Raw genomic sequence first — 12,710 nt, 5'->3', positions numbered from 1 at the left:
GGGGCAGGGGAGGAGAATACATGTACGATTTCACGTCGATGGAGGACGTCCGCAAGGTCGAGGCAGAAATGTCCTGGGAAGAGCGCGACAAACCGGTCACGCTGTATCAACGCCTGAAACAGACAGCGGATACTTTCGGGCCGCGCCCGGCGGTGTCGTATCAGATCACCTCGGGCCCAACCGACAAGAAGGAAACACTGACCTGGAACCAGCTGCATGACAGCAGCGTGCAGGCGGCAAACCTGTTTCGGTCGCTGGGTGTCGGCGAAGACGATGTTGTGGCCTATCTTTTACCGAACGCGAACGAAACGCTTTATACCCTGATGGGGGGGGCGATTGCGGGCATCGTGAACCCGATCAACCCGCTTTTGGACGCCGAACAGGTTGGCGCGATCTTGCGTGAGACCGGGGCCAAGGTTCTGGTTACGCTGAAAAGCTTCCCCAAGACCGAAGTGGCACAGCTGGCCGCCGAGGCGGTGAAGCTGGCGCCGAACGTGAAGACGGTTCTTGAGATCGACCTGAACCGGTATCTTGGCTTTCCCAAGAACCTGATCGTGCCGCTGATCCGCCCGAAGAACCCGGTCAGCCACCATGCGCCGGTTCTGAATTTCAACGCGGAACTCGCCAAGCAGAACAAGACGCTGGACTTTGCCGACAGCAAGGAAGACCGCGTGGCGGCCTATTTCCACACCGGTGGCACCACCGGCATGCCCAAAGTGGCGCAGCACAAGTATTCCGGCATCATGTACAACGGTTGGCTGGGCGCGAACCTGCTGTTCACAGAAGAGGACGTGATCATCTGCCCGCTGCCGTTGTTCCACGTCTTTGCCGTTCATGTGATCTTCATGGCGGTGCTGACGTCTGGCTCTCACGTTGTATTCCCGACACCTGCGGGCTATCGCGGTGACGGGGTGTTTGACAATTTCTGGAAGCTGGTCGAGCGCTACAAGGTCAGCTTTGTCATCACCGTACCCACCGCCATTGCCGCGCTGATGCAGCGCCCGATGGATGCGGATGTGTCGTCGCTGAAGATCGCGTTCTCGGGTTCGGCGCCGCTGCCGGTCGAGCTTTACAACCGGTTCGAAAAGGCCACCGGCGTCACCATCGTCGAGGGCTATGGCCTGACCGAAGCGACCTGCCTGGTCTCCTGCAACCCTCCGGGCGGCAACAAGAAGGTCGGGTCTGTCGGAGTGCCGTTCCCCTATTCGGATGTGAAAATCCTGAACAGCGACGCCGATGGCGTCATTCTGGAAGAATGCGAAACCGATGTTGTGGGCGAGATTTGCGTCTCCAACCCGGGCGTGTTCACCGGCAACACTTATACCGAAGAGGCCAAGAACAAGGGGCTGTTCGCGGGGGAGAAATACCTGCGCACGGGTGATCTGGGCCGGATCGACGAAGATGGCTATCTGTGGATCACCGGCCGCGCCAAGGATCTGATCATTCGCGGCGGGCACAACATCGACCCAGCCGAGATCGAAGAGGCTCTGGCAGGTCACGAGGCGGTTGCTTTCGTCGGTGCGATCGGCCAGCCCGATGCCTTTGCGGGCGAACTGCCCTGCGCCTATGTCGAACTGATCGGCGGCGCCGAGGTGACGGTTGAGGAGTTGATGGCGTTCGCCAAGAAGCACGTGCACGAACGTGCAGCGCATCCCAAGCATATCGAGATCCTGGATGAACTGCCAAAAACCGCCGTTGGCAAAGTGTTCAAACCCGACCTGCGCCGCAGCGCCATTACACGCGTCTATAACGCGGCCCTGGCCGAGGCCGGGCACGCCGCCGAAGTGGTCGAGGTGCTAGAAGACAAGAAACGCGGTCTGGTGGCGCGTCTGCGCGCGATGGGCGACGTGGACTTCGAGGCGGTCAACCACACGCTGGGCAACTTCACGCGCCCGTTTGAATGGATGGATTGAGCCAGACTCATGCGCACCCGACCTGACATGATCGAAACGCTGTCCCTGGAAAAGGGGCAGCGTTTTTTGCTTGATGAACACGGGTACCTGACCGACCCGGACAGCTGGACGCCGGAGTTCGCCGAACACGCGGCAGCGGGTGAGGGGATTACTCTGACCGACCGTCACTGGCAGGTGATTGATTTCGTGCGGGACGAGGCCGAGGCCAACGGCATCATCCCCGACGTGCGCTTTGTGATGGCCTTCCTTGGCGACGGCAACAAACGCGCCGGACGCGCCGAGTTGTTCGACCTGTTCCCTTACGGCTATGTCAAACAGACGATCAAGATTGCCGGGATGAAGCAGCCAAGGGCCTGGTCGACGGGGTAGGGTGCTTGGCTGGCAGGCGTGCCGGGCGAAGGGGCCCCAACTTGGGTGAAGGGAAAATGAAGGCATTCGCCGAGCGGTGGACATGGGTTTGATTGATGAAGGTCCCTAGAATGCTAAGCCCATTCGCCCATTCGCCCATTCGCCCGTTCGCCCACGTCCTTCGATGTGCTGCCTCATACCGGTATTTTGCCGATTAGGCTGGGTGCATAACGAGAAGATGTGATCGGAGTGATGCACGATATGGGCCATGAAAAATCATCGCCCCACGACCGAATTGATTGATACAGGAACGGAGCGGTCGGGGTCGAATTTGACAAGAACGACCACGTTCAATTTGTAGAGCTACACCCCCACCCAGGCATTGGTGTGATCTTTGTCGGCGTCAGCGTGTTCGAGCGGCCTTCGGGTTAGGTCATTTCCCACATCGCCAAGCGTGAGGGTGAAGGCAATGGTGGTTTCGATTCACATGAGCATCTGTTCCGGAAGCACATCGTGCCGTTGTGGCATGCCGCCCCCCAATACAATTTGGGTGGCGAGCGGTTTCCCGTTTGGGGAGCGATAGGCGTTGGCAACCTGGACCATCTGCGGAGTGTGGAAGTACTGGAAGGGTGAAGTCGAATTGGAGTGGCAAGGCGCGTCCCAAGCAAAATGCTGGCTTGAAATTGGCGTACGAGAGGGTTTGCCCAAAGGGAAGTAGCGCGCGAACCTATGCGTACTCTCACAATTTCAACGGCAATTTACGATAAACCGTAATAGGCGCTGTATGCGCTCTGATATTCGCTTGCTGACACTTCCGGCGAAACTCCACCCAAGGAGTTTGGCGCACCGATCAGAGACGCCAATTTCTCCAACCGGGAAAACACATCACCGTCGCCCGCATTTACAATCTCGTACAACTTGGTGCCTGCGCCGGTTGTGCAAAAGCCATCTGCCATGCGCTCTATTAACCCGGCCGCGTGCAGTTTGCTCAGTCCAGCATTGAGTTCATCAAGGGTCGGAGCGCTTCTGTTAATGGCGTCCTCTGCTGCAATAATCCCGGCCAGGCTGGCTACGCCTTCGTGCTGGCATTTGTAGGAGATTGAATAAAAGAGCAGCGCGTCGCTGAAACCAGACGTGTTCATCATATTGCTTTCGGTCAAAATCCGCCACGGCTCTCAGAGGCCTGCAAGTATGCCCTAAGAACGGTGTAATTGACACCCGCGGGTTGATCACAATGTGATCAGAGCCGACTTTCGGAGTTCCCCCGACCCAAAGGTCAGGGGAAGACAGGCGCACCCGTTTAATGCAATTTAGTCGACAGGTTGATCGACACAACCTGGTTGTCCACCCCGTCGATATGCATCACCCGACCCGCGCCGACCGCGTCGAGGCCGCAGCGTTTGGCCCAACGTGGCCAGTTTGCCGGAATCAGTCCCAGCACCTGTGTCGCGCCCAGTTCGCGGGCGGATTTGGTCATCTCGGTGATCAGGTGGGCATGCACCCGGCGGCGGATGCGCTGCGGTGTGTCATGGGCCACGAAGACGCGGCTGCTTTCCCAGATGTTTTCCGCCACGGGCGCCTCGTCATACAACAGGTCCGAGGGGATCGAATCGAGCAGCCCACGCTGCGCGTCGCGGATCATGTAGGAATAGATGCCGCACCGTGCGGTGGTCGGTGTCAGTCGGATGCCGGCCAGAATCTGACCGAACTGGTGCACGGCGACCCAACGGCTGGCAGGGGTGTCATATTGGTCGTATTCCATCCCCATAGCCTCGGGTAGGTCCCAGTTGTTTTGCACGATGAATGACTGACGTCTAGCGCGAAGAAGATTCGCAAAAAGCTCGCCATGGTTGTGCATGTTTTCGAACGAAAGTGTCGTGGTTTGCATGAAAAAAGCCTCCAGCTTGGTTGAAAATCCCAGCCCGGCATCTGAAAAAGCATTGAATTCCAAGGGCCTAGATCAGGCGATAATCCTTGGCACGTTGGATTGCTTCGGCAGACGTACGGGCAAACAGTTTGCGACGTGCCGTTGTCAGGCGCGCCTTGAGAGCACTCTCCGAAATCCCCAATCGGGCTGCGCCCGATGCGTAGCGCTCGCCGGATCCCACGACCCGGAGCGCTTCGATTTCGGCCGCCGTCAGGTTGTCGGGCGGTTCGGTCTCATGGTGGAGGCGCAGGATGATGCCGCTCAGCTCGGCAATCTCCGCGTCCGTGAACTCCCGGTCCGATCGCGCCACCCCTGCAATGGTGCGCGATGTCACCTTGCCGCAAGAGATCGAAACACCATGGGTCAGGCCGAAGGTCCTGGCCTCGTCCATGATGCCGAACGGATCCGGGATGTCGATATCGCACCATCGTGTGGCCCCGGTGCGCGATATCCCCCAGGCAATCAATGGATCACGCAGGGCATAGGCGTTCTGCGTGTAGTGGTCGGCCCAGACCTGCGGATAGGTCTGGAAGGTCATCAAGGGGGCGGCGAACCGAATGTGCAGACCAAGGAAATACCCCGTCGGCGCCCGGTCCGTCAGCTCTTGCAACAGCTCTTCTATGATCTGGTTGTTCGCCATCTTGAATCAAATTTAGGGAGTGGCGCCAAGCGAGCACAACCGGAAATTGCGAGTTGACGTAGGGGAACCGCGGATTACTGCACACTTGGAAGAATGTGTGTTTTTTCGAACCTAACCTTTTGAATAGGTGAGTGTGGATAACGCAGGACTTATCCACAGAGCGATATCGCGTTAACCAATCATTAAGACAGGTTAACGGGTTGAGCTCACCCGAAAAGCGAATCTCTTTAAGGTAGAGTCGAGATCAATTTAGGGTTGAGACTTCGGTATCCTTCACCGGCAAATACCCTTCTAGAAGACCATTGGCGTGGATCGTCTGCGAGGGTGGCGCGGATTGGGTCAGGGGCTTTGCGGAAATGGTGCTGCTGGAGAGAATTGAACTCTCGACCTCTCCCTTACCAAGGGAGTGCTCTACCTCTGAGCTACAGCAGCGCCGTGGGCGGCTGATTAGACCTAATCGGCGCACGACGCAAGCGCAATCTGGACCCTTTTTGTCTGCTGCGTTAGAGAAGGCGATATGGACAGGAAAGCCGACACCAAAACGCCCCAAAAACAAGGCCAGACCCGCGATGAGCGGTTGAAGGCGGCGTTGAAGGCGAACATGGGGCGGCGCAAGGCGCAGGCGAAGGCCCGTGCGGCAGATACAAGTGACAACGAGAACAAGTAGGGCGAGGCAGGCAGATGGATTCGATTGTGGTGACGGGCGGCGGTGAGCTGCAGGGTGAAATTCCGATTGCGGGGGCCAAGAACGCGTGTCTGACGCTGATGCCGGCCACGCTGTTGTCGGAAGAGCCGCTGACGCTGACCAACGCGCCGCGTCTGAGCGACATCAAGACGATGACCGAGCTTTTGGCCTCGCTGGGTGCCGAGGCGAAGTCCCTACAGAATGGTCAGGTGCTGGCGATGTCTAGTCACGACCTAACGTCTGCCCATGCCGATTATGACATCGTGCGCAAGATGCGCGCCTCGAACCTGGTGTTGGGGCCGCTGCTGGCGCGCTTTGGTCACGCCGAGGTGTCGCTGCCCGGCGGCTGCGCCATTGGCGCACGTCCGATGGACCTGCACATTCACGGGCTTGAGGCGATGGGCGCCGAAATTGAACTGCGCGACGGTTATCTGCACGCGAAGGCCCCCAAGGGGCTGAAGGGTGCGGTCTATGAGATGAACTTTGCGTCCGTGGGCGCGACCGAGAACATCATGATGGCTGCAACGCTGGCCAAGGGCACCACGGTTCTGAAGAACGCGGCGCGTGAGCCTGAGATTGTCGATCTGGCCACCTGCTTGCGCGCGATGGGTGCTCAGATTGATGGCGACGGCACGTCCGAGATCACCATTCAGGGCGTTGACCGCCTGCACGGCGCCACCCACCCGGTGGTGACCGATCGGATCGAGCTTGGCACCTATATGCTGGCCCCGGCGATTGCGGGCGGGGAAGTGGAATGCATCGGTGGACGCATCGAGCTGGTCGGCGCGTTTTGCGAAAAGCTGGATGCGGCGGGCATCCATGTCGAGGAAACCAAGCGCGGGCTGAAAGTGGCGCGTCGCAACGGGCGGGTGAGTGCGGTTGACGTGACGACCGAGCCGTTTCCGGGGTTCCCCACCGATCTGCAGGCGCAGATGATGGCGATGCTGTGCACCGCTGACGGCACCAGCGTGCTGGAAGAAAAGATTTTTGAGAACCGCTTCATGCACGCGCCGGAACTGGTGCGGATGGGCGCCGATATCGAAGTGCACGGCGGCCACGCCACGGTGCGCGGGGTCGACAAGCTGAAGGGCGCGCCGGTGATGGCGACCGACCTGCGCGCGTCCGTGTCGCTGATCCTGGCGGGTCTGGCGGCCGAAGGCGAAACCGTGGTCAACCGGGTCTATCACCTGGATCGCGGCTATGAAAAAGTTGTGCGCAAACTGTCCTCAGTCGGCGCCCGCATCGAACGGATCAAAGAATGAGCGACGACGCCAAATTCGAAGACGGTGGCGATCAGCCGCTGCGCCTGATGGCATTGGATGCGGACGATTTGTCGGTGCTCAGCGCGCTGGCGCAGGATGCGGTGTTTCCGATCACGGAAATGACCTGGCAACCGTCGCAGCGCCGCTTTGCCCTGTTGCTGAATCGCTTTCGCTGGGAAGACAAGCCCGCCGCCGACCGGCGTGGACGCCCGGTGGAGCGGGTGCAGGCGGTGCTGGCGGTGAACGACGTGATGAAGGTGCAAAGCCAGGGGCTGGACCGGGGCGACGCCGACATGGTGCTGTCGCTTCTGTCCGTGTCCTTTGCGCCGGGCGAGGACGGCATGGGCCGGATCGAACTGACCCTGGCCGGCGACGGCGCGATTGCGCTTGAGGTCGAGGCGCTGGACGTCACCCTGCGTGACGTGACGCGACCCTATCTGGCCCCCTCCAAGCACACGCCTGAACACCCGGAGTAGACATGCCGTTGACGCTGACCACCACCCAGCCAGATTTTGAGGACCGCTTTACCGCGCTTCTGTCCATGAAGCGCGAGGACAGCCCGGATGTGGATGCCGTTGTCGCCGGCATCATCGCCGATGTGCGGGCCCGCGGCGATGCGGCAGTGATCGAGCTGACCGCGAAATTCGACCGGTTGCAGCTGACCCCGGACACGCTGCGGTATTCGCAAGACGAGATCGACGCGGAATGCGCCAAGGTCTCAGACAGTGATCGTGCCGCGCTAGAGCTGGCCGCCGAGCGCATCCGCGCCTACCACCTGCGCCAAATGCCGACCGATGATCGCTGGACGGATGAGACAGGTGCCGAATTGGGCTGGCGCTGGACGCCGGTGTCGGCGGCGGGGCTGTATGTGCCCGGCGGGCTGGCCAGCTATCCGTCCTCGGTCCTGATGAACGCGATCCCCGCCAAGGTGGCCGGGGTTGAGCGTCTGGCCGTAGTCGTGCCCACGCCGGACGGCATCGCGAACCCGCTGGTGCTTCTGGCCGCGCGTATCGCGGGGGTGGACGAGGTCTACCGCATCGGCGGCGCGCAGGCCATCGCCGCACTGGCCTATGGCACCGATACGATCGCCCCGGTCGACAAGATCACCGGGCCGGGCAACGCTTTCGTGGCGGCAGCGAAACGCCGTGTGTTTGGCAAGGTCGGCATCGACATGATCGCAGGCCCGTCCGAGATCCTGGTCATTGCGGACGCGGACAATGACCCCGACTGGCTGGCGCTGGACCTGCTCTCCCAGGCCGAACACGACGAAAGCGCACAGTCGATTCTGATCACGGATGATGCGGCATTTGCGGACCGGGTCGTGGCCGCGGTTGAGACACGTCTGGAAACGTTGGAGCGGCGCGCCATCGCCGGCGCCTCCTGGCGCGATTTCGGTGCCACGATCATCGTGCGCGACATGGACGAGGCCGCAGAACTGTCCAACCGCATCGCACCTGAACACCTTGAGCTGTGCGTCGCCGACCCTGACGCGCTGGCGGCAAAATGCACCCATGCGGGCGCGATCTTCCTGGGCCAATGGACGCCGGAAGCCATCGGGGATTATGTCGGCGGCCCGAACCACGTGCTGCCCACCGCACGCTCGGCGCGGTTCAGCTCGGGCCTTAGCGTGATGGATTTCCTGAAACGCACCACGCTGGCGCGCATGACCCCCGCCGCGCTGGCGGCCATCGGTCCCGCCGCCGAAACCCTTGCCATTTCCGAAAGCCTGGAGGCCCACGGCCTGTCCGTCCGCGCCCGGCTGAACCGTCTGAACGAGCAGTGACATGACCAACCGCATCACCCATATCGAGATCGACGACACCGGTCTGGCCGCCCCCACCCCCGCGATCGAGCAGGAGCGCAAGGTCGCGGTGTTTGACCTGCTTGAGGACAATTCCTTCAAGCTGGAACCGCGCGGCGATCAGGTGGCGCCGGACGGGCCCTATCACATGGGGCTGGCGATCCGTGAAAAGCGGCTGGTGGTCGATGTGAAGACCGAAGCTGGCGATCCTGCGGCGGAATTCCACATGTCGCTGGGTCCGTTCCGGCAGGTGGTGAAGGACTACTTCGCGATCTGCGAAAGCTATTTCGATGCGGTGAAGAAATTGCCCCCCAGCCAGATCGAAGCGATCGACATGGCGCGGCGCGGCATTCACAACGAAGGCGCGCGGGTGTTGCAGGAACGGTTGGAAGGCAAGGCCGAGATCGACATCGACACCGCGCGACGCCTGTTCACCCTGATCTGCGTTCTGCACTGGGGTTGACGCATGGTGGATCGCCCTCAATCCGTGCTGTTCTGCTGCGACCACAATTCGGTCCGCAGCCCTATGGCCGAGGGCATGATGAAGGCCTTTTATGGCCACGAGATTTATGTGCAATCTGCCGGCGTTCACAGTGAGCTGGAGGTCGATGGTTTTTCCGTCGCGGTTTGTGAGGAGCTGGGGATTTCCCTGTCCGGCCACACGGTGCGCAGTTTCGACCAGATGCAGGAATGGGGCGACGACCTGTCGTCCTTCGACCTGATCGTGGCGTTGTCACCCGCCAGCCAGCGTCGCGCGCTGGATCTGACGCGGGTCTACCACCTTGATGTGGAATACTGGCCGATCATGGACCCGACCGGTTTGGGCGCGAAGCGGGACGAAAAGCTTGAGGCTTACCGCCAGACCCGCGACCAGATCCGCGGCCGGATACTGGAACGTTTCGGCCCGCCGACGGCCTAGGCCGCGTGCTTTAGGTGCCCCAGCGGCCCACGTTGCACCTTGAACAGATCGCGCAGCGGGGTGAAGACGATCAACGCCGCGATGCCGACCGCCGCCAAGCACCAGATCGCGGGCTGTTCGTTCACGTTCGGCGTGATGAGCCGGCTCAGGATCGGCCCGATCAGGAACTGGAATACTGTGATGCGCCAAGCCCCGTAAAGCAGCGGCAGCACGAAGACCGCCAAGCCATAGCCGACCATGCCGTCACGGAACTGCCGCAACAGCCACCAGTCTGACGTGGCCAGCCCGTTGCCCCAGGAATTCAACGGCATCTCCCACGCCAGGTGCCAATTGCCCGGCACGGTGCAAAAATCGGTGCCACACATCATGCGGTGCGGCGCGCAGGTGCCATTTCCGGTCAGCGGGGCCAGTTGCGCGATTGTATAGATCATCGCGATGCCACACAGCGCAAAGACCCAGCCCTGCACTCGTCGGCGCGCGGCATCCGGCAGCATCGCCAGCGCCAAGGCGTTGAAAAAGAACGGATGTAGCGTGATATGGCCGAAACTGAATATGGTCAGGGACCGGTTCAAGGGCTGTCCGCATTGTCCGATGACAGGGTAGGACACCGCTTGCACGACTTCCATGATTGTGAAGAACCCCAGTGTCATCCAGAAGGCGGGCGGATCGCCGCGTCGGGCCGACACGACGGTCAACACAACCCCGCCCACCGCCATCGCGGCCGATACACCGGTGTTCCAACACATGAGATCGCCTCCGCTTAAACCCCGTCCTTTCAGAGTTATCGCGGGTGTTCGAACAAATCAAATCGCCTTTAACATGTGCTGGGGCGTGACATTGCGGCCCGATTGCCGGTTCGCGCGCCGATTTCCCTTGAAAACCCCGCCTTTTAGTCCCATCTATGCGGCGCCCGCGATTGGCGGGTCATCAAACAGGAGTGAACATGGCCAAGGAAGAACTGCTCGAATTTCCCGGTGTCGTTAAGGAACTCCTGCCGAACGCGACATTTCTGGTCGAGCTGGAAAACGGCCATACGATCATCGCGCACACGGCAGGCAAGATGCGCAAGAATCGCATCCGTGTTCTGGCTGGCGACAAGGTGCAGGTCGAAATGACCCCCTATGATCTGACCAAGGGTCGGATCAACTACCGCTTCAAGTAAGCGCAGCGTATGGCGCGCCTGATTCTCGGTTCGGGAAGCCCGCGCCGGGCAGAATTGCTGTTGCAATTGGGCCTGGTGGCGGACGAGGTGCGCCCACCGGACATCAATGAAGACCCTTTGAAAGGCGAACTGCCGCTGGCCTATTGCCGTCGCATCGCCGCCGAAAAGGCCGCTGCGATGAAAGTTGCGCCAGATGAGATTGTGCTGTGCGCCGATACCACCGTTGCGCTGGGCCGCCGCATTCTCGGCAAACCCGCCGACGCCAGCGAGGCGGCGCAGTTTCTGCGCGCTCTGGCCGGGCGGCGCCACAAGGTCATCACCTCGGTTGCCGTGCGTAATGCGACCCAGACCTTCACCCGTGACGTCGTCACCAGCGTGAAGATGAAGCGGTTGTCCAAAAATGAGCTGGCGTCCTACATCGGCAGCGACGATTGGCGCGGCAAGGCCGGTGGCTATGCCATCCAGGGCCCGGCTGGCGCGTTCATTCCGTGGATCCAGGGCAGCTACTCGGCCGTGATGGGGCTGCCGGTTGCCGAAACCGCCGGGCTGCTTCTGGCGGCAGGCTTGCCGCTTTACAAAGGTGATGCATGAAGGGTCGCGTGATTGCACTGGACCAGATCAACGGGCGCAAGGCCGCCGCGTTGATAGAAGATGGCGTGCTGGAGGATCTGCTGATCGACAGCGGCACCGGTCTTGCCCCCGGCGCGATCTGTCGCGGCATCTGTGATCGGCCGCTGAAGGGGCAGGGGGGCATGATGCTGCGCCTGCCAGATGGTGAAACCGGCTATCTGCGCGGCGCCAAGGGGCTGAAACCGGGCGAGGCGCTGCTGGTGCAGGTCGCTACCCGCGCCGAGCCGGGCAAGGCCACGCCGGTCACCACCCGCGTGTTGTTCAAAAGCCGCTTTGCTATCATCACCCCAGACGCCCCCGGCATCAACGTGTCACGCGCGATCCGCGATGAGGACGCGCGCGAACGCCTGCTGGAAATCGCCCACGACGTAATGGACGGCGCCGGCCCCGGACTGATCCTGCGCTCGGTCGCGGCCGAGGCGTCGGACGACGAAGTTGCCGAGGACATTGCCGCCATGTTGCAGCTGTCCGGCGCGGTTTTGGCGGACGCCGAGGGCCGTGCGCCTGAGCTTTTGGTCGATGGCCCTGACGCGCACCTGCTGGCTTGGCGAGACTGGGCCACACCAGAGCAGCTGGAGGACCGCGAGGGCGCCTTTGAAGCGCATGGGGTTGATGAGAAAATTCGAAGATTGTTGACCGCGAAAGTGCCACTATCAGGTGGAAGCTTTGCATTTATCGAACCTACGCGGGCGTTCGTGGCCGTGGATGTGAACACCGGGTCCGACAGCTCCCCCGCGGCCGGGCTAAAGGCCAATATCGCCACCGCCCGCGCCCTGCCGCGCGAATTGCGCACCCGCGGCCTGGGGGGGCAGATCATCGTCGACTTCGCGCCGATGCCGAAAAAGGACCGCCGCCAGCTGGAACAGATACTCAAGGCCGCCTTTCGGGCCGACGGGATCGAGACGTCCCTGGTCGGATGGACCACGTTGGGTAATTTCGAACTGCAGCGCAAACGTGAACGTCAGCCTCTGAGCGATGTGTTGGCATGAGTTGCCCGATTTGCAGCAAAGAGAGCGAGCCGAAATACCGCCCATTTTGTTCGCGCCGCTGTGCCGACGTCGATCTTGGGCGCTGGCTGAACGGCTCCTACGCCGTCACCGCCGACGCGCCCGAGGACCTGGAGGAGGCGGCAGAAGCGCTTGCACAAGAAACCCAGCGCCCGCACTGAAAAAACCGCCTTTTCCCTCTGGACACCGCCCTGACCGACGTCTAGAACGCCACGACCCGAACGAGACATCGTTCACCCGTGCCCGGGTAGCTCAGGGGTAGAGCAGTGGATTGAAAATCCTCGTGTCGGTGGTTCGATTCCGCCCCCGGGCACCACTTCAAAATCCGATAGTGGCTAACTACATCCATGACAGCCTTTGATATAAGGCACTGTTGCCTCTGTTTGTCCGAACAAGTTTTTTCATGTTCGACAAGA

At 61.1% G+C, this 12,710-nt stretch carries 16 protein-coding genes and 2 tRNA genes; 13 read left to right on the top strand and 5 right to left on the bottom strand.

Going from position 1 to position 12,710, the window contains the following annotated elements:
* Positions 1-20: 20 nt before the first annotated feature.
* Both MN188_RS07130 and MN188_RS07125 read left to right on the top strand, forming a co-directional pair.
* A complete protein-coding gene (locus tag MN188_RS07130) occupies positions 21-1,913 on the top strand; it encodes an acyl-CoA synthetase (protein ID WP_242107001.1) in 1,893 nt (630 codons plus the stop codon).
* Positions 1,914-1,922: 9 nt separating this feature from the next.
* Complete coding sequence (locus MN188_RS07125) at positions 1,923-2,282, top strand: TusE/DsrC/DsvC family sulfur relay protein (protein WP_242106999.1); 360 nt, start codon at positions 1,923-1,925, stop codon at positions 2,280-2,282.
* Between the two features lie 737 nt (positions 2,283-3,019).
* Here MN188_RS07125 and MN188_RS07120 read toward each other — a convergent pair.
* From MN188_RS07120 to MN188_RS07105, 4 genes are all read right to left on the bottom strand, one after another.
* Positions 3,020-3,403 carry a hypothetical protein gene (locus tag MN188_RS07120; RefSeq protein ID WP_242106997.1) on the bottom strand — a complete coding sequence of 128 codons (384 nt, stop codon included), beginning with the start codon at positions 3,401-3,403 and terminating at the stop codon, positions 3,020-3,022.
* 158 nt (positions 3,404-3,561) lie between these two features.
* On the bottom strand, positions 3,562-4,149 hold the full coding sequence (locus MN188_RS07115) for an acyl-homoserine-lactone synthase (RefSeq protein WP_242106995.1): 588 nt from the start codon (positions 4,147-4,149) through the stop codon (positions 3,562-3,564).
* 67 nt (positions 4,150-4,216) lie between these two features.
* Positions 4,217-4,828 carry an autoinducer binding domain-containing protein gene (locus MN188_RS07110; protein ID WP_242106993.1) on the bottom strand — a complete coding sequence of 204 codons (612 nt, stop codon included), beginning with the start codon at positions 4,826-4,828 and terminating at the stop codon, positions 4,217-4,219.
* A 357-nt stretch (positions 4,829-5,185) separates the two neighbouring features.
* Positions 5,186-5,260 (bottom strand) — tRNA-Thr (locus MN188_RS07105).
* Positions 5,261-5,345: 85 nt separating this feature from the next.
* Between MN188_RS07105 and MN188_RS07100 the strand changes: the two genes are divergently transcribed.
* Genes MN188_RS07100 through MN188_RS07075 form a run of 6 tightly spaced genes read left to right on the top strand, consistent with a single transcriptional unit; the run spans position 5,346 to position 9,495 of the window.
* Positions 5,346-5,495, top strand: a complete 150-nt coding sequence (locus tag MN188_RS07100) for a hypothetical protein (protein ID WP_242106991.1) — start codon at positions 5,346-5,348, stop codon at positions 5,493-5,495.
* A gap of 14 nt (positions 5,496-5,509) precedes the next feature.
* Entirely contained in the window at positions 5,510-6,775 is a 1,266-nt protein-coding gene (gene murA, locus MN188_RS07095) for a UDP-N-acetylglucosamine 1-carboxyvinyltransferase (protein ID WP_242106989.1), read from the top strand.
* The gene (locus MN188_RS07090) at positions 6,772-7,251 is read left to right on the top strand and encodes a DUF2948 family protein (RefSeq protein ID WP_242106987.1); all 480 of its coding nucleotides are present in this window, start codon (positions 6,772-6,774) and stop codon (positions 7,249-7,251) included. The genes murA and MN188_RS07090 overlap by 4 nt, the downstream gene beginning before the upstream one ends.
* A 2-nt stretch (positions 7,252-7,253) precedes the next feature.
* The gene (gene hisD, locus MN188_RS07085) at positions 7,254-8,558 is read left to right on the top strand and encodes a histidinol dehydrogenase (protein WP_242106985.1); all 1,305 of its coding nucleotides are present in this window, start codon (positions 7,254-7,256) and stop codon (positions 8,556-8,558) included.
* A 1-nt stretch (position 8,559) separates the two neighbouring features.
* A complete protein-coding gene (locus MN188_RS07080) occupies positions 8,560-9,039 on the top strand; it encodes a UPF0262 family protein (protein WP_242106983.1) in 480 nt (159 codons plus the stop codon).
* Between the two features lie 3 nt (positions 9,040-9,042).
* A complete protein-coding gene (locus MN188_RS07075) occupies positions 9,043-9,495 on the top strand; it encodes an arsenate-mycothiol transferase ArsC (RefSeq protein WP_242106981.1) in 453 nt (150 codons plus the stop codon).
* Here MN188_RS07075 and MN188_RS07070 read toward each other — a convergent pair.
* Complete coding sequence (locus tag MN188_RS07070) at positions 9,492-10,241, bottom strand: DUF5765 domain-containing protein (protein WP_242106980.1); 750 nt, start codon at positions 10,239-10,241, stop codon at positions 9,492-9,494. The two genes, MN188_RS07075 and MN188_RS07070, sit on opposite strands and share 4 nt — an antisense overlap.
* A gap of 197 nt (positions 10,242-10,438) precedes the next feature.
* On the opposite strand from MN188_RS07070, the gene infA reads away from it, so the two are divergent.
* The 5 genes from infA to MN188_RS07045 all read left to right on the top strand — a co-directional run bounded on the left by infA (position 10,439) and on the right by MN188_RS07045 (position 12,610).
* Positions 10,439-10,657, top strand: coding sequence for a translation initiation factor IF-1 (gene infA, locus MN188_RS07065; protein WP_008186030.1), 219 nt, complete (start codon positions 10,439-10,441; stop codon positions 10,655-10,657).
* A 9-nt stretch (positions 10,658-10,666) separates the two neighbouring features.
* Entirely contained in the window at positions 10,667-11,248 is a 582-nt protein-coding gene (locus MN188_RS07060) for a Maf family protein (protein ID WP_242106978.1), read from the top strand.
* Entirely contained in the window at positions 11,245-12,276 is a 1,032-nt protein-coding gene (locus MN188_RS07055) for a ribonuclease E/G (RefSeq protein WP_242106975.1), read from the top strand. Before MN188_RS07060 ends, MN188_RS07055 begins: the two co-directional genes overlap by 4 nt.
* Positions 12,273-12,455, top strand: coding sequence for a DNA gyrase inhibitor YacG (locus MN188_RS07050; protein ID WP_242106973.1), 183 nt, complete (start codon positions 12,273-12,275; stop codon positions 12,453-12,455). Before MN188_RS07055 ends, MN188_RS07050 begins: the two co-directional genes overlap by 4 nt.
* Positions 12,456-12,535: 80 nt before the next feature.
* Positions 12,536-12,610: transfer RNA gene (locus tag MN188_RS07045), tRNA-Phe, on the top strand.
* The last annotated feature ends 100 nt before the right edge of the window (positions 12,611-12,710 follow it).

The organism is Aliiroseovarius subalbicans (genome assembly GCF_022678625.1).
GTDB lineage: Bacteria > Pseudomonadota > Alphaproteobacteria > Rhodobacterales > Rhodobacteraceae > Aliiroseovarius_A > Aliiroseovarius_A subalbicans.
This window is presented reverse-complemented; position numbering and strand designations above follow the sequence as displayed.

Coding starts and splice junctions, on each gene's coding strand:
- infA (WP_008186030.1), top strand. CDS start 10,439: ATGGCCAAGGAAGAACTGCTCGAATTTCCCGGTGTCGTTAAGGAACTC.
- MN188_RS07110 (WP_242106993.1), bottom strand. CDS start 4,828: ATGGCGAACAACCAGATCATAGAAGAGCTGTTGCAAGAGCTGACGGAC.
- hisD (WP_242106985.1), top strand. CDS start 7,254: ATGCCGTTGACGCTGACCACCACCCAGCCAGATTTTGAGGACCGCTTT.
- MN188_RS07070 (WP_242106980.1), bottom strand. CDS start 10,241: ATGTGTTGGAACACCGGTGTATCGGCCGCGATGGCGGTGGGCGGGGTT.
- MN188_RS07055 (WP_242106975.1), top strand. CDS start 11,245: ATGAAGGGTCGCGTGATTGCACTGGACCAGATCAACGGGCGCAAGGCC.
- MN188_RS07060 (WP_242106978.1), top strand. CDS start 10,667: ATGGCGCGCCTGATTCTCGGTTCGGGAAGCCCGCGCCGGGCAGAATTG.
- MN188_RS07120 (WP_242106997.1), bottom strand. CDS start 3,403: ATGAACACGTCTGGTTTCAGCGACGCGCTGCTCTTTTATTCAATCTCC.
- MN188_RS07130 (WP_242107001.1), top strand. CDS start 21: ATGTACGATTTCACGTCGATGGAGGACGTCCGCAAGGTCGAGGCAGAA.
- MN188_RS07115 (WP_242106995.1), bottom strand. CDS start 4,149: ATGCAAACCACGACACTTTCGTTCGAAAACATGCACAACCATGGCGAG.
- MN188_RS07125 (WP_242106999.1), top strand. CDS start 1,923: ATGCGCACCCGACCTGACATGATCGAAACGCTGTCCCTGGAAAAGGGG.
- MN188_RS07090 (WP_242106987.1), top strand. CDS start 6,772: ATGAGCGACGACGCCAAATTCGAAGACGGTGGCGATCAGCCGCTGCGC.
- MN188_RS07050 (WP_242106973.1), top strand. CDS start 12,273: ATGAGTTGCCCGATTTGCAGCAAAGAGAGCGAGCCGAAATACCGCCCA.
- MN188_RS07100 (WP_242106991.1), top strand. CDS start 5,346: ATGGACAGGAAAGCCGACACCAAAACGCCCCAAAAACAAGGCCAGACC.
- MN188_RS07075 (WP_242106981.1), top strand. CDS start 9,043: ATGGTGGATCGCCCTCAATCCGTGCTGTTCTGCTGCGACCACAATTCG.
- MN188_RS07080 (WP_242106983.1), top strand. CDS start 8,560: ATGACCAACCGCATCACCCATATCGAGATCGACGACACCGGTCTGGCC.
- murA (WP_242106989.1), top strand. CDS start 5,510: ATGGATTCGATTGTGGTGACGGGCGGCGGTGAGCTGCAGGGTGAAATT.